The organism is Lysinibacillus sp. S1 (assembly GCF_044986265.1).
Taxonomy (GTDB): Bacteria; Bacillota; Bacilli; order Bacillales_A; family Planococcaceae; genus Lysinibacillus; species Lysinibacillus capsici.
Map to the genome: position 1 here is coordinate 3716244 of NZ_CP173154.1, position 16651 is coordinate 3732894.

Annotated in this window: 10 protein-coding genes; 8 read left to right on the forward strand and 2 right to left on the reverse strand. The window is 35.5% G+C overall.

The features are described from left to right. The first annotated feature begins 2 nt into the window (after nt 1-2). Both ACHZEU_RS18510 and ACHZEU_RS18515 read left to right on the forward strand, forming a co-directional pair. A complete protein-coding gene (locus tag ACHZEU_RS18510) occupies nt 3-1424 on the forward strand; it encodes a glycosyltransferase (protein WP_404803622.1) in 1422 nt (473 codons plus the stop codon). Continuing rightward, nucleotides 1421-4600: a hypothetical protein gene (locus ACHZEU_RS18515; RefSeq protein WP_404803623.1), complete on the forward strand. Its 3180-nt coding sequence runs from the start codon at nt 1421-1423 to the stop codon at nt 4598-4600. The genes ACHZEU_RS18510 and ACHZEU_RS18515 overlap by 4 nt, the downstream gene beginning before the upstream one ends. A gap of 112 nt (nt 4601-4712) precedes the next feature. On the opposite strand, the gene ACHZEU_RS18520 is transcribed toward ACHZEU_RS18515, so the two are convergent. Beyond that, nucleotides 4713-6067, reverse strand: a protein-coding gene (locus ACHZEU_RS18520) for an IS3 family transposase (protein WP_139111235.1) whose coding sequence is annotated in 2 segments (ribosomal slippage) — nt 4713-5614 and nt 5614-6067 — 1356 coding nt in all. Because the reading frame shifts where the segments join, the coding sequence is not laid out codon by codon here. 450 nt (nt 6068-6517) lie between these two features. Here ACHZEU_RS18520 and ACHZEU_RS18525 point away from each other — a divergent pair. From ACHZEU_RS18525 to ACHZEU_RS18545, 5 genes are read left to right on the forward strand one after another with little or no spacing between them, the layout of a single operon-like run. After that, nucleotides 6518-7843 (forward strand): nucleotide sugar dehydrogenase, encoded by a 1326-nt coding sequence (locus ACHZEU_RS18525; protein ID WP_048394381.1) that lies wholly within the window; start codon nt 6518-6520, stop codon nt 7841-7843. Between the two features lie 17 nt (nt 7844-7860). Further along, nucleotides 7861-9294 (forward strand): polysaccharide deacetylase family protein, encoded by a 1434-nt coding sequence (locus tag ACHZEU_RS18530; protein ID WP_231595700.1) that lies wholly within the window; start codon nt 7861-7863, stop codon nt 9292-9294. Continuing rightward, complete coding sequence (locus ACHZEU_RS18535; RefSeq protein ID WP_404803624.1) at nt 9291-11159, forward strand: glycosyltransferase; 1869 nt, start codon at nt 9291-9293, stop codon at nt 11157-11159. Before ACHZEU_RS18530 ends, ACHZEU_RS18535 begins: the two co-directional genes overlap by 4 nt. Continuing rightward, nucleotides 11156-12907 (forward strand): polysaccharide deacetylase family protein, encoded by a 1752-nt coding sequence (locus ACHZEU_RS18540; protein ID WP_404803625.1) that lies wholly within the window; start codon nt 11156-11158, stop codon nt 12905-12907. Before ACHZEU_RS18535 ends, ACHZEU_RS18540 begins: the two co-directional genes overlap by 4 nt. Before the next feature lie 22 nt (nt 12908-12929). Continuing rightward, nucleotides 12930-13976 carry a glycosyl hydrolase family 18 protein gene (locus ACHZEU_RS18545; RefSeq protein ID WP_048394388.1) on the forward strand — a complete coding sequence of 349 codons (1047 nt, stop codon included), beginning with the start codon at nt 12930-12932 and terminating at the stop codon, nt 13974-13976. A gap of 28 nt (nt 13977-14004) precedes the next feature. On the opposite strand, the gene ACHZEU_RS18550 is transcribed toward ACHZEU_RS18545, so the two are convergent. Continuing rightward, the gene (locus tag ACHZEU_RS18550) at nt 14005-14907 is read right to left on the reverse strand and encodes a LysR family transcriptional regulator (RefSeq protein ID WP_404803626.1); all 903 of its coding nucleotides are present in this window, start codon (nt 14905-14907) and stop codon (nt 14005-14007) included. 155 nt (nt 14908-15062) lie between these two features. Here ACHZEU_RS18550 and ACHZEU_RS18555 point away from each other — a divergent pair, with 155 nt between their 5' ends. Further along, a complete protein-coding gene (locus ACHZEU_RS18555) occupies nt 15063-16628 on the forward strand; it encodes a hypothetical protein (protein WP_279495926.1) in 1566 nt (521 codons plus the stop codon). Nucleotides 16629-16651 lie beyond the last annotated feature (23 nt).

Sequence of the window (16651 nt, forward strand, 5' to 3'; positions counted from 1 at the left end):
ATATGAAAATAATTGATAATTGTATTATGTTTTTTGCGGGCAGTATTTTATTTTATATGCTGTTCGTTATTGTTTCATATTGTACAATGTTCATCATTGCTATGCTGGATTTAAGAAAACGCTATCGTCTCGATCTATCAGAGTATGATGATGCACATATCGATGCCTTTTATTCAAAACCGGTATCGTTACTTGTTCCTGCTTACAATGAAGAAGTAGGAGTTGTAGATACAGTATATTCATTATTGAATTTACGTTATCCTCAAACTGAAATTATCATTATTAACGATGGATCTACAGATCAAACCCTTCAAACGGTCATCGAACATTTTCAAATGAAGCCAATCAATAAAATTGTTCGAACTAACATCCCTACAAAAGACATTAAACAAATATATGAATCAGAAATCTATAAAAATTGTATTTTAGTTGATAAAGAAAATGGTGGTAAGGCTGATGCACTAAATGTGGGTATTAATGTATCTCAATATCCATATTTTTGCTCTATTGATGGGGACTCCATTTTAGATGAAAAATCCTTGCTGCGGGTGATGAAGCCTATCATTTTATCTGATGGTGAGGTCATTGCAGCAGGAGGTAATATTCGTATTGCAAATGGTGCAAAGATGCAGTTTGGCTCTATTTATGAGACGCAATTACCTAGTAATTACTTAGTAATCATGCAAGTAATCGAATATTTGCGGGCATTTTTAATGGGGAGAATAGCCTTAAGTAAATTCAATTTAGTCCTTATTATTTCAGGAGCATTTAGTGTTTTCTCTAAAAAATGGGCTGTTGAAGCAGGTGGATATTCAACCAATATTATTGGCGAAGATATGGAACTTGTAGTGAATATCCATCGACTTATAAAAGAAAAAAAAGAAAATAAACGTATTGAATTTGTACCTGACCCAGTTTGCTGGACGGAAGCACCTCAAACATTAGGGGTACTGCGCAATCAACGAAGAAGGTGGCATCAAGGGTTATTTGAAAGTCTATGGAAGCACAAAAAAATGACCTTGAATCCTAAATATGGCATGATTGGATTTCTTTCTTTCCCGTATTTTTGGCTAGTAGAATGTCTAGGGCCTCTTGTCGAGTTAGGTGGATATATTTATATTGTCATAGCCTTTTTCTTAGGGAAAATTTATTATGAAGTTGCGCTCATACTGCTACTACTATTCGTTATTTATGGTGTTATTTTTTCAATAGCGGCAGTATTGTTTGAATCGTGGAGTATGAATACGTATCCGAAAAAAAGAGAGTTGTTACGCATGATTCTTTTAGCGTTTACAGAAATTTTTTGGTATCGCCCACTAACATTATTCTGGCGCTGTGAGGGATTAGTTCGTTTTGTCTTAAGAAAAAGTGACTGGGGTAATATGAAACGTGTCGGCATTGCTGAAAAGGAGAAAAGTGTATGAAACGAGTCTATATAGGGGTTATGGTCGTTCTAGTCCTCATTATAATCCCTATTGCATGGTGGTACTTGGAAGATGAAAAACAGCTAAATGTGGCCATTATAGATAAAACGGTTCCGAATGAGTCTTACCGAGAGCACTTAGGGGTGAATTGGTTTTTAAACCATTATAAATATAGATTAAATAATGAACCTTATGAAGTAGAACGCGATTACTATGGAACCGTTCCAAATGATGAAACTAAAAGCGTTGTAGAAAAGAATTTGCCAAATGATTATAGTGACTATGATGTCATTTATTTGGCAGATACGTACGGAGTTTATGAAGATGATTTACAACAAACAAAACGTTTAGGTGAACGTTCTGAAAAAATTGTTGGGGGACTTGAACAAAAAGAATGGCAGGCAATCGTCGAACGCTTAGCCAGCAAAAAAAAGAGCATGTTAATAGCTGAGTATAACACGTTTGCTTCACCAACATCAGGGGAAGTTCGTAAAGAATTACAGGATTATTTAGGAATCACATGGTCTGGCTGGATCGGGCGTTATTTCGATGAGCTTGATTATCATAAAAATTTAGAAATACCGCAATGGGTGATCGATGAACATGGCGATAATTGGTCATATAAAGGTGGAGGCTTTTTACTATTTAACGAAATAACTGAGGAGCTACTTGTTCTAGAAATGAACAAGCATGTTAAATCTGAAGGTATTCAAGTGCAGTTTACTGAAAATGGGAAAAAATTCTTTCATTCATCTGCAAGGGCGCAATACGATTATTGGTTTGATATTATTACACCTAAATATGCTGAAGATGCTCTTGCAAATTATAAATGGGATTTAACAAAAAAAGGAACAGAGCTGTTAAAGGATAATGGCATTCCAGAACAATTTGCAGCAATTGTAGGCCAAGATAAAAGCTACACATCTAGTTATTATTTTGCGGGAGATTTTAATGATATCGCACGGGTACCGAATATTTATAAAATAAAAGGGTTACCTACAATCTATAAATATGCTGAGAAGTATGCGGACAGTTCGTTTTATTGGTCCATTTACATCCCAGTAATGCATAAAATATTTGATTCATTTGAGCACAAAGAGGTTCAGGATACTGTAAATCATGAGAAATTAAACTATAATGCAAGGATTCAGGGACAATCTTTTGAGGTGCTAAGAGATGGCAAATGGGAACCAATCGTATTTAAGGGTGTCAATATCGGAATGGGGAAACCTGGCGCCTTTCCTGGAGAAGCAGCAATTACTGAAGAGGAATATTATCGATGGTTTAAACAAATAGCAGACATGAATGCTAATACGATACGAGTCTATACATTACATCCACCAGGCTTTTATAGAGCACTTGCTAAATATAATGAAGAACATCCAAAAAAACCATTATATGTTTTACATGGAGTTTGGATTAATGAAGAGGGCTTAGCAGGTTCATTGGATGCCTATGACAAAGATACGTTAGAAGATTTCCAATTAGAAATGAAACAAATGGTAGATGTCATTCATGGAAATATCTATGTGGAGCCTCACCCAGGACATGCATCTGGCTTGTATGATGTAGACGTATCGAAATATGTTATAGGATGGGTACTAGGAATTGAATGGTATCCACACATGGTTGTGGGAACGAATGAAAAACATGCAAATATTGGTCAATACAACGGTACTTTTTTTGAAACAAAGGGTGCCTCTCCGTTTGAGCATTGGCTAGCAGAACAAATGGATGTGGTGTCAGTTTATGAAAAGGAAAAATATAACTGGCTACGTCCAATGAGTTTCACGAACTGGGTCACAACTGACATTCTTGAACATCCGTCAGAGCCATCAGAGGAGGAAGATTTAGTAGGGGTCAATCCAAATGTTATTTATACAAAAGGAGAGATGACAGCACCAGGACAATTTGCTTCCTATCATGTGTATCCTTATTACCCTGACTTCTTTAATTTCGATAAAGATTATTTAAATTATGTCGATTTCCGAGGGAACAAAAATAGCTATGCAGGTTATTTAAAAGAGCTCCATGAAGCTCATACTATGCCTGTTCTTATTGCGGAATTTGGTATCCCAGCATCACGTGGTAAAACACATGATAATGTATATGGTTGGAATCAGGGGCAAATGTCAGAGCAAGCACAGGGAGAAACACTTCAACATTTATTTGAGGATATTATGCATGAGGGGCTCATGGGAGGACTTGTTTTTACATGGCAAGATGAGTGGTTTAAACGAACGTGGAATACGATGGATTATGATGATCCGAATCGTCGACCATTTTGGTCCAATGCTCAAACAAATGAGCAACAGTTTGGATTATTAAGCTTCGATAGACTTAAGGTAAAAGTAGATGGAGAGACAACGGAATGGACGGGTAAACAGCTATATGATACTGCACCAAACAACCCAACAGATTTTGCAGTAGACTATGATGAGCGCTATTTGTACATTAAATTAAAAAGTGGGGAGTTAGCCAATACCTCCCCTCGCATTTTATTAGATGTTGTACCAGGTCAAGGAAATACGTCAGCTACATCTATAAAAAATATGACGTTTTCCAATGGTGTTGATTTTATAGTTGAGCTTAATAAAAACGGTCAATCTAGGGTTGTTATTGATGAATACTACGATTTCTATGATTATTTATATGGCCACCGTTTAAATTTAGTTGCTCCCCGAATGGCAAATGCCTTGAAAAATAGTGGAAAGTTCGCCCCTATTTACTATGTGTTAAATAAACAACTATTTTTACCTGAGCAAAATAGAACGACTGATTTTAGTATCTACGAAACAGGAAAATTACTTCAAGGAAATGCTAATCCAGAAGCAAAAGATTATGATTCTTTAGTTGATTATACTTGGACCGATGACAATGTTATCGAACTTCGCATCCCTTGGTTATTGATTCAAGCTAAAGATCCGAGTCAGCGTGAGTTTATAGGTAACCTGTATAAAGATGGCGATAAAGCGGCGGTTAAAGTAGACAATATTTATATTGGTGCTTTATTTGTAGATAAAGAGAACAACGTTGTTCAATCTATGCCAGCAGCTTCTAATGGTGTTTTACCACCACTCTCTACTTATACATGGGAAACATGGCAAGTACCAAAATATGAAGAGCGCTTAAAACAATCCTATTATATTTTACAAAAATTATTTAAAGCATATTAAAGGAGCTAAGGGTAGATTGTTCTGCCCTTAGTTCTTTTTTATTTACCAATCCCCTTAAGTGTCGGTGGTCAACCGTGAAGTGACCCCTATAAGTTAGACACGGTTATTTCGTTTAGGCAGCTTGGGTAAACTGAGTTCGGTATTCTACCGGACTCAGTTTTAATTTTGCCTTTAAACGTCTCGTGTTGTAATACGTTATATACTTTTCAAGTTCCTTTTTAAAATGCTCGACACTATCAAATTCCTTTAAGTAGAGGAATTCTGACTTCATGATGCCGAAGAAATTCTCCATGACAGAGTTGTCATAACAGTTTCCCTTACGTGACATACTTTGCACAATGCCTCTTGATTCAAGGGCGTGGCGATATTGTTTCATTTGGTAATGCCAACCTTGATCTGAATGCATCAATAATTGATGTTCCTCTGGCAACCTCTCTAGTGCCTTCTCCAACATTTCTGATACAAGCGAATATGTTGGTCTATGACCAATTGTGTACGTAATAATTTCGCCGTTAAATAAGTCTAAAATAGGTGATAAATAGAGCTTTTCACCAAACAGCTTAAACTCCGTAATATCTGTAACCCATTTTTCATTCGGTGCTTCTGCTATGAAGTTACGATCCAATCTATTAGGCGCAATCTTACCGATTGTCCCTTTATAAGATTTGTATTTCTTCATACGCACTAAGCACTTTAAACCTAATTCTTTCATGATACGTTGAACCTTTTTATGATTCACTTTTTTCCCACGATTTGCTAGCTCATCACGAATACGACGATAACCATAACGACCTTCGTGTTCGTTATAAATTGCTCGAATTTCGGCCTTTAACTCGGCATCTGGATCTGGACGATCCATCTTCTTCACTAAATCATAGTACGTGCTACGTGGAATGCCTGCGAATTTCGCAAGCGCCTTCACCGAGTATTTATGCCTTAATTCATAGATGACCTTTACTTTGTCTTCTTTGGTGATTTTTCCTTGGCTTGAACTAAGGCGTTCAACTTTTTTAAGTACTCATTTTCCATACGTAGACGATTGATTTCTGCTTGAAGTGCTTCAGGTGTCCCTTCTACTGGTGCTTGTTTTGGTTGTTTGTTCGTTTCTTTTTTCATGGATGGATGCCCCTTTTTCCTTGATTGAAGGGCATCGAATCCTTTTGTTTTAAATTGCTTTTTCCAACTACGAAGTGTAGAAGGCGTAGCTATCTTAAAGATAGCTGCTGTTTCAAGTAAGGACGTACCATTTTCAATCATAAAGTTTAGTACGTCTAGTTTAAACTGTGCCGAATAATTTGTATATCGCTTTATAAACGCTTCTACGCCATTATACTCATATTGTTTCGCCCAATTAAGAATTGCTTTGTGATCTGTTCCGATAGATTTAGCAATTTCATGTGAACTTTCATTGCCTTTTATGTAACGTAAGGCTGCTTGTAGTTTTTCTTCCGATGTAAATTTAGCCATATAAAAACTGCTCCTCCAAATGTTAGATGTGTCTAACATTTGGGGAGCAGTTCACCGAGGCTTAAGGGGATTTTTAGAATTGTAGAAAGAAAAAATTTTCTAAACAAAAAAATTTACAGTTAATGGTTAATATAAAAAACGTCGTAAATAGACGTTTTTATAATGAAAATTTGATTTATTTTTTAGGGAAATAGGTTTTTATTACCTTGTATGTGATTGTTTAGAAATTGTTCAGCTTCAATTAGTACTATATAAACGTTAATAAACTTATTTTGAGTGATGTGTAATCCTACTGATCTATTTCGACTAAAGAGTCCTGTGTAAGTTTGAATGTTGAAGGGGGTTTTTACAAAAGATGACGAGAATTGAACCATTGCTTTATGGAATGCGTTCCTCAATTAAATAAAGAAAAAACAATGAAAATACAGATTAAATAAAGGAGTAATTTTAATGACGAGCGAAACGAAATCACTAAGTACAGCTTTATTGAAAAAAATCCAAACAAAAAAAGCAACAATTGGAGTGATTGGACTTGGCTATGTAGGTTTACCGTTTGCTGTGGAAATGGCTCAAAATGGATTTAAGGTAGTTGGCTTTGATAAGAATCAAGGAAAAATCAGACAATTGCAAAATGGTGAAAGTTATATTGCTGATTTACCGAGAGAAAATATAGAGCAAATGATCGAAAGTAAACATTTTGAAGCAACTAAAGATTTTTCTATGCTCTCACAAGCAGACGTTGTGATTATTTGTGTACCTACACCTACTACTCCTGATGGAACACCTAATATTTCATATATCGAAGAAGCAACGCATGCCATCGGACAAAATATTAAAGCCAATGCGCTAGTTATTCTTGAAAGTACGACTTACCCTGGGACAACAGAAGAAATGGTCCAGCCTATTTTACAAAAATATGGTTTTACTATTGGTCATAATTTGTTTTTAGCGTATTCACCAGAACGTGTTGATCCAGGAAATAGCAACTTTTCCGTGTCGAATACACCAAAAGTGATTGGGGGAATAACAGCCACATGCCTAGAATTATCAAAGATTTTTTATGAAACAGTTCTCCATACCCATGTGTGTACTGTGACAAGCCCTAGAGTGGCTGAAATGGAGAAATTACTGGAAAATACTTTTCGCCAAATTAACATAGCCCTTGTAAACGAGTTAAGTCAGATTTGCTATAAGATGAACATTGATATTTGGGAAGTTATTGATGCAGCTTCTACAAAGCCGTATGGTTTTATGCCATTTACACCAGGGCCAGGAGTGGGAGGGCATTGTATTCCAGTCGATCCTAAATATCTACTATGGGCTGGGCAACAACATGGTATCTCTGCAACGTTAATTGAAGCAGCTGATAAAATCAATGACTCAATGCCCAACTTTGTAGTCGAGAGACTAAGTAATTACTTAAGTATTCAAAATAAAGAGCTGTATAGAGCCAATATTGTTGTCATCGGTGTCACTTATAAACCTAATATAAACGATTCACGTGAATCGCCAGCACTTCATGTTATTCAGCAACTACTAGATAAACAATGTCAATTAACAATCATTGATCCTTATATACAAACATTCTCTATCGAACAATCACATTTCAATACGGTTGCATTAACAGCACCAATAATCCAACAAGCAGATGCAGTATTAATTTTAACGAATCATTCAACTATTGATTACTCTTTAATTGATCAACAAGCTTCTTTAATTTTTGATACACGTAATACCCATTTTTTGTTCGAAAATAAAAATTATTACAAACTATAAGGGGGAATTCATAGGAAATGAAACTACTAAAACTATGTGGTCTGCTCATCATGCTGTTCTTAGCAGGCTGTCAGTCAGCGACACAAGAAACGATTCATCCAGTTGATTCTTCTATAGAGGTCAAAAAATCTGATGGTACTAAAAGTGAATTAATTAGTCATGCCAATATTGTGGTACCAAAAGTATCGTTAACATTTAATGGCTTAGCAGATAACGACACAATGAAATTGCTATTAACGAAACTAGATGAATCGAATATGAAGGCTACCTTTTTTCTAGAGGGAATGCGTGTTGCTCAAGAGCCAGAGCTTGTGAAAGATATCTTAAAAAGGGGACATGAGGTGCAAAACGGTACATTGACATTTCCAGATGTAACGTCTTTGGATTATGACCAAACGTATGAAGAAATCATGTTAACCAATCAAATTTTTGAAGAGCATTTAGGCTATACACCAAAATTTGTTCGTAGTCGTTCAGGCGATGTTACCGATAATATGCGCTTAGCAGCTAAGGCGCTTGATATGAAAGCCGTTATTGGATTATCTATTAACCCACTTGATAGAAAAATGCAAAGTGCTCAGGAGCTGATTAATTATATCAGTAAATATATTGATAGGGGCTCTATTATTCATCTCAACACATACATTAATCCTGCCATTATTGATGCTATACCATTATTAGCTCAATTAGCTAAAGAACGCGAGTATACCATTACTACCTTAAGTGATCTATTAGATAAACGTTATTTAACAAAGTCCGTGGAAGAAATTTCAGGATATGATGCTGTCAGTCCAAATGTAAATTATGAGCAAGCCAAGCCGAATTTATATTATCGAAAAGAGACAACAAAAAAGGAAATAGCTATTACTTTTGATGATTGGGCACATGAAAAACGAGTAAAAGAAGTGTTGGATGTTTTACGTAAATATAATATCAAAAGTACCTTTTTCCTAATAGGAAGTGGTGTGGAGAAGAATCCACAATTAGCGAAGATGATTGTAGAGGAAGGTCATGAGGTAGCGAGCCACTCCTATTACCATTTAGATGTTACAAAAATGACACCCGAAGAATTACAAGATGATTTAGTGAAGGCACATCAGGCATTAACCTATGCTTTACAAGAGCCCCCGCTTCTATATTTCCGACCAGCCCAAGGAATAATGGATGAGCGAACGGCCAAGATCATTACTGCTGCGGGAATTAAAACGATTGCTATGTATGATATCGCTTCTTTTGATTGGAATTTAGATTACTCAGCACAAGACATTTACGAACGGGTGATTTCTAGGGTTGGGCCCGGCAAGGTCATTGTCATGCATATCCTAGATGGAACAAATACGGTAGAAGCACTTCCACTCATTATTGAAAAACTTCTAGAAGATGGTTATAGCTTTAGCAAAATGTCTACTTGGATTGAAGAAGATTCAAATAGGGATGTGAATGAACAATGAAAACAAAAAAAGAGATCTTAACGATACCACGCTCTGACCGTCGGATTCTTTCAAATATTCCCGATCCCGAAAATGTAAGGAGCCTTGTGAATCGTCGTGGCGCCTCCTATCAGAAAGAGGAAATTGATCCGACAGATGTGAATGAAATCTATCGACTTCAACAATTAAGTTTACGCTACGAAACTCATTTTGAGGTTCATATTAAAAGGGCAAAACGCCAAGTGAACGCAGAAAAACTTTTTGCAGAGGATATTTCGGTAACGGGTATCCTCGTTTACTCTAATCAACCTCATGAATTTTTAATAAATGAAATTTTAACAATGAATTTCAACATACCGGGTGGTGCAATGCCTGAGGGCTATGAAGCCAAAGTGAAGTTAAAGGCTAAGGTTGTCCGTTATTTTACGAAAGAAGTGGATGGAGAACTACGTTATTATGCTGCCTGTGAATTTTTACAGCCTTTAAACGAATATATGACAAAAAAACGTTGGGGCATTTCTATTTTTATGGCTAGTTTATTTTTATTGGTCGTATCGATTATTGTCATGTTAATGAGAGCAGAAAGCGTGATTTACTTTAGGTTTCTCAGATGCGTATATGGGGAAGGTATTATTGCAGCAACATTTCTGTTAAGAACATATTTATTTGGTATTTTCTATAAAAATGTACCGATCAATCCAAAGTTTGAACCAGGTGTCTCCATTATTATTCCAGTCTTTAATGAGGAAGAGTGGATTCATCGCACGATTTCTAGTTGTATCAATCAATATTACCCAGTAGATAAATTAGAAGTAATCGTTGTAGATGATTGTTCAACAGATCGTACAGAGGAAAAGGCATACGACATGATTAACCTTATTCATCAAGAGGGTGAACGATTTAAGACGAATGATCGATTAAAGTTTTATAAGCTTCCACAAAACGGTGGGAAACGGGAAGCGTTAGTTGCGGGTGTTCATCAAGCGAAGCATGATTTAGTTGTTTTTGTGGATTCCGATAGTTTTTTAGAGCCACATGCAATCCGTAATTTAGTGCAACCTTTTCAAGATCCCAAAATGGGCGGTGTGGCTGGCCGAACAGAGGTTGAAAATAAATTTACTAATGCGCTAACTAAATTACAGACGGTTCGTTATTATATTGCCTTCCGTATTATGAAAGCAGCTGAAGCATGGTTTGATACGGTTACTTGCTTATCAGGACCACTAGCCTGTTACCGGAAAGAGCTAATTTTAAAAAATGAAACAGCATGGCTTAATCAAAAATTTCTTGGTCAGCCAGCAACTTTTGGTGATGACCGTAGTATGACGAACTATATTTTAAAAACACATCGAACAGGCTATCAGGACAATGCCATTTGTTCGACAATTGTTCCATCTGACACAAAAGTTTTTCTGTCCCAGCAAATGAGATGGAAACGTTCTTGGCTTCGAGAATCTTTGCGTGCATTTTTATTTATGTGGAAAAAAGAACCGTTTATGTTCCTTTTCTTCATTATTGGTTTAATTGTTCCTATTGCAGCACCAATTGTCGTTGTTTATAACTTAATTTATGTACCAGTCATGTATGGTATTTTTCCTACAACGTTTTTAATAGGTTTACTATTAATGGCCATGCTTATGAGTTTGGCTCATCTATTCTTTAGAAAAAGTAAACTATGGGGATTTGGTTTTATCTTTGTCCTTTATTATGAATTTATTTTGCTATGGCAGATGCCAGTTGCTTGGGTGACTTTTTGGAAATCTACATGGGGGACAAGGGAAACACCTCAGGATGTTCTAGCGAAGGAAAAGAAAATGGAAAAGCAAAAATTACGAAAATCCCGATTTTCGATGGTGAAAATTAGAAAAAAGGGTGAGAAGGAATGAACGGAAAAAGTGTAGAGCTTCAGCCAGCTAAAAAAAATCGTCGGAAAATCATCCGTTCGATCGCTCAATTAATAATAGTAGTATTGTTAGCTGTCATTTTAATTAAAGCTGTTTTTCTAACAGAGAAAAGGGGAGCTGAAACAGTTCCATTAAATAATAAAGAGGGTTTTATTGCCCTTTCCTATTTTGGTGTCAGTAGAAATGAATCACCTAAATATGTGTCTAAAAAGAATTTAGAAGAACAATTAACTTTGTTAGAAAAACAAGGGTATCAAACCATTACTCAAAAGGATATTTTAGACTTCTATCAGCATGATAAACCATTGCCAGAAAAAGCTTTGTATCTATCATTTGAAGATGGACGTACAGATTCTAGTATTTTTGCTCAAAATATTATGGAAAAATTAAATTATAAGGCGACGATGTTTACGTATGCCAATAAAATGGATACAACCGATAATAAATTTTTAAAGCCCAAAGATTTAAAACTGATGGAAAAAAGCGGTTATTGGGAAATGGGCTCCAATGGATATAGGTTAACCTATATTAATATTTTTAATGATAAAGGACAGTCCTTAGGCGTCATAGATGAAAATAACGTACCTAATAAAACAACAATAGAATACTATAATCATTATTTAATGGATTTTATTCGTAATCAATATATGATACCAAGTGAAACTCGACAAGAGATGGAGGCTCGTATTAAGAAGGACTACAATTTAATGCAGGATATCTATCATGAAGAGTTGGGGGAAGTCCCTAAAGCCTACGCAATTATGCATGCAAACTCACTTTATAACAATATGGATCCTCTCGTGGAAAGTGTGAATAACAAAGAAATTAAAGATAAGTTTCGTATGCATTTTAATCTAGAATTAGGAGCCTACAATGATAAAGAGGCAGATATTTATAATTTAAGCAGATTACAAGTATCACCATATTGGTCAACTAATCATKTGATGATGAAGATCAGACAGGCCAGTAGGCAAAACATACAATTTAAGATAGGAGATCAGGAAGTAGCACAACACTGGAAAGTGATAAATGGTGCGGCAGAATATGAAAATAATGAGATTACCTTAACTTCAGCACCATCAAGTGAAGGCAGAATTCTTTTAAAGGAGGAACTGCCAGATCAATATAATGTGAATTTTGCGTTTAAAGGGAATGTGGTTGGCCAACAAGCTTTCTATGTAAATTACGATGAAAAAACAAATAGTTATTTACGAATTGTACTAGTCGATAATGAGATTGTAATAAATGAAAAATTACCAGGCGGGGGAATTGTTGAAAAAGAACGCTTTCCATTAAATGAAATTAAGTGGAATGAAGAAGAATACGCATTTAATAAAGCAACAGTTTACACTTATCATGATACGCAAAAACGGTCACGTATAGATGAAGAAGAGTACCCAAGAAACTTAACGGAAAAAAGAGTATTTAACATTCCTATAAATAAGGATAAAATAGAAATAGATGTAGATAATGTATTATCCGAGACCGTTCAAATAAATCCGAAATTACAAGGGGCACAGATTGGATTTGGTGCGTTGTACAGTAATAAGAACACTTCACACGAACAGTATGCAGATGATATTTACGATACATTAATTGAAGATATTTTGATTACAGATAAAAACAATCAAACTATTTTTACGAACCAATATACGAATTTCGAGAAGGTTAAGTATAAATCCACTGAGTTATTTAATCATGTCGTTGATTTCTTTATCGAGACCTTCTAAATCGGGGTGAAATTAGAGTCAAGTGAAGAACATTATGTTATTTATTTGTATTGCGCTACTATTTATTACAGCTTGTAGTAATAGTAAAGAACAGCCAGCTAAAGCAAAAGAAGAATTTAACGATAAGGAGAAGCTCCGATTATCTATTTGGTTACCAGAATGGCAAAATAAATCCGCCATGAAAGATGTAGAAAATTCTCAACTTGGATTACAAGATATACGTGTTTTTGGCGCATATTTTAATAGCAATGATGAACTATTGTTAACAGAAAATGCCGTAGATATGTTGCAAAAGACCAAGCAGCAATTTAATGATTCCCATCATGTGATCCTAACACTCATCAATGATTATGTAACAGAGAATGCTCCATCTGTTCAAAAGGATAGCACGCTTTTGCATAGATTATTGCAGGATTCCTCAGCAAGGCAAAAGCATATTGGAAATATTTTGCGGATTGTGGAACAATATCAAGTAAATGGCATTGAGATTGATTATGAAAAGGTGGCTAAAGATGACCTTCAAAACTATATCCTATTTTTAGAAGAGCTTTACCAAGAGCTTTCCAAAAAGGATGTTACATTGCATGTTGTACTCGAACCACGCTTTCCATTTGATGTGAAATTGCCAGATGGACCTCACTATACAGTAATGGCCTATAATGTTCATGGTTACCACAGTGGGCCAGGTGCTAAAGCTACTTTTTCTTTTCTAGATGATTTAGTAAAAAAAATGAAGAAGTCTAATCAAGATTTAGCTATCGCGTTTGCCACTGGAGGTTTTGATTGGGTAGCTCAGGGCAAAATAGTCGCTTTAACAGAGCTTGAGGCCGAACAATTACTAGCCGATAGAAAAGCAGCTAAGCAGCGTGATCAAGCAAGTGGAGCCGTTTATTTTTCATATGTAGATGACAATAATGTCAGCCATGAAGTTTGGTATGCTGATCAAGAAACGCTAGAAAAATGGGTTACTTACGTTCAAAAGAAAAGCTATCATGACGTTGTATTATGGCGTGCAGGAGGCTTAGGAGAGAAAACAATAGAATGGATTGCCGAGCAATCAACAGAATAATAAAAAAATCGCCCAAAAGGCGATTTTTTTATTGGAATTGTGAAAGGCGAGAAAAAAAGTTTTTCACAAAGTCTAAGAAAATGATTTCTGATGGTGCAATTTCTCGATTTACGGGTGAAATAATACCAACAGTTCTAGGGATTGTAGGAGATTCAATAGGAACCTTAATGGTAAAGCGAGCTGCTGAATCATAAAGAGAACTTTCTGGTAATAGACTAACACCTATGCCAGCGGCGACTAAGCCCTTTAGTGCATCCAAATCTTCTCCCTCTGAAATGACATTTGGTAAAAAGCCTGCAGCTCTACAAGCATCCATCGCTACCTYAKGCAAAWTKWAACCATCTGGAAATAATACGAATAAATCATTTTTCAACTCTGCAAGCTGTATGCTTTCTCTTTTAGCTAATGGATGATTGGCTGGTAGGAGTGCGGCAATATTTTCAGTAAACAGAATGGTTGATTGAATGGATTCGTCCTTCGGGGGCAGGGGTCCCAAAAAGGCGAGGTTCAACTCCCGATTTTTAACTGCATCAATCAAAAATCGATAAGACCCTTGACGGAGTTGAAATTGTAAATCAGGATATTCGCGTTTAAAGGCTGAAATAACGGTTGGCAGAACATAGCTAGCTAAACTTGTTGGAAAGCCGATTTTAATTGAGCCCTTTGCAGGATCAAGATACTCTTCTACTTGCTTTGCTGCAAAATCGATTGCCTTTAATGCCGTAATGGTATGCTCAAGAAATGTCTTCCCTATTGGTGTTAATTTGACATTTCGTCCCACTCGTTCAAATAACGGAGTGCCTAACTCATCCTCAAGATTTGCGATTTGCCGACTAATGGCAGATTGGGCTACATGAAGATGCTCAGCAGCCTCTGAAATATGCTCACGTTCAGCAACCTCTACAAAATAGCGTAATTGACGTAACTCCACTAACATTTCACCTCTATTAATCTAAAAATAAGATTGATTATACCTTAATTATATATTATTTAAGATGAAAAATGACTGTTTATGTCAAAATAAAAATTATAAGCTGTTAGATATTTGAGAGTTCGCTATTGTAAGATGAGGAGGAGGTGGGATTCATGATAAAAAAAAGTTTAAGTTGGTTATTTATTTTATTAGCCATCACGATGCTAACTTATTTAATTTTTAACGATCAAGATACAAGCAATACTAAGTTACAGGCGGTAGATGGTCAATTAGATTTATCAGAAATAACAAAAGAGGAAGAGATTGTAGCATTGTCTGGAGAATGGCGTTTTATAGGCAATAAATTTCTTGAACCTGCTAATTTTCCTGATCATGCTCCAATTGAAAAGGTTCCTGGACCATGGCAGGCCGATGCAGAGTATGGTACTTATCAACTTAAAATTAAGCTACCACCTCATTTCAAAAAAATAGGTATTCGGGTACGAAATATTTGGTCATCTCATCGACTGTTTATAAATAATGAGATCGCTGCCTCCTATGGTAAACTAGCTACTGCTCGTGAAGCATCGAAACCAAGTAATCCTGTTTATGAAGTGTATTTTTCACCTTCTTCAGATTCGGTGATCCTAACAATACAAGTTGCAGATTTTCATAATGCAAGGCATGGCATTATATTTCCTATAGATATAGGAGATGCGGATGCTCTTGCAAAAGATGTCATTCAAGATGTGTACTTAGAAAAAACAACGATTATCATGTTATTAATATTTTCAATCTTTCATTTTAGTTTGTATTTATTAAGAATAAGAGACAAAGCGTTTTTTTATAGTGCAATGTATTTTTTTACGTTGGCAATTTTGGTATGTACAAGAGGCGAACGAACTCTTTATAGAGAGTTTCCTACTATAGAATTTGAATTTTATTTTCGTTTGCAAGATTTTATAACGTATATAAATGCAGTGATGCTATTCCTGTTCTTTGCCTATACGGTAACAGCTATGATGAAGCGTAGGACAGCTTTATTATTTGTGTCACCACTACTATTATATGGCGTTGGAACACTGCTTTTACCAGCAAGATCTTTATCAGAGCTACAATATATATTTTTTACCTATATAAATTTCCTAGCATTTTTTATAATAGGACGATTATTGTATTTGATCATGAAGAAAAGTGCTCATGTTCCGAAAAATGAACTGATAATATTAAGTGCAACAATTATATCTCTATTAATTTTTAGCATAAGTGGAACATTTGATCAGCTTTTTTTCTCTGGGCGAAATGTTTTTAATCGTATTGGTCTGCTATTCTTTGTAGTATGTATGAATATTTATTTGGCAATGCGACTAATTAATCGAACAAGAGACGCTGAATTATATAGTCAACGTCTGGAAAAGGCGACAATCGGTAAGGATTCCTTTTTAGAAGTGACAACAAATGAATTAGAACAACCTCTTTATCATGCATTAAATATTACAAAATCCTTATCAACTCAATCTATGACGGATAAGCAACAACTACTAGAACAACAATTAGAACGTTTATTATATCTAGTAAATGACTTAAAAGATTTCACTAGAATAAGGTTTCAGGATTTTAAAATAGATGTACACCCAGTTAATATTCAAATGATTATTCAGCATGTATTAATTATGCACGAAAAGAAAATAAAAAAACGCATATTCGTTTATACAAGCACACCAATCCAAAATTATTAGTTCAAGCTGATGAGCAACGTCTA

Bases quoted from the DNA above. Each gene is read 5' to 3' on its own strand.
- ACHZEU_RS18510 (WP_404803622.1), top strand. From the start codon at position 3: ATGAAAATAATTGATAATTGTATTATGTTTTTTGCGGGCAGTATTTTA.
- ACHZEU_RS18530 (WP_231595700.1), top strand. From the start codon at position 7,861: ATGAAACTACTAAAACTATGTGGTCTGCTCATCATGCTGTTCTTAGCA.
- ACHZEU_RS18535 (WP_404803624.1), top strand. From the start codon at position 9,291: ATGAAAACAAAAAAAGAGATCTTAACGATACCACGCTCTGACCGTCGG.
- ACHZEU_RS18515 (WP_404803623.1), top strand. From the start codon at position 1,421: ATGAAACGAGTCTATATAGGGGTTATGGTCGTTCTAGTCCTCATTATA.
- ACHZEU_RS18555 (WP_279495926.1), top strand. From the start codon at position 15,063: ATGATAAAAAAAAGTTTAAGTTGGTTATTTATTTTATTAGCCATCACG.
- ACHZEU_RS18525 (WP_048394381.1), top strand. From the start codon at position 6,518: ATGACGAGCGAAACGAAATCACTAAGTACAGCTTTATTGAAAAAAATC.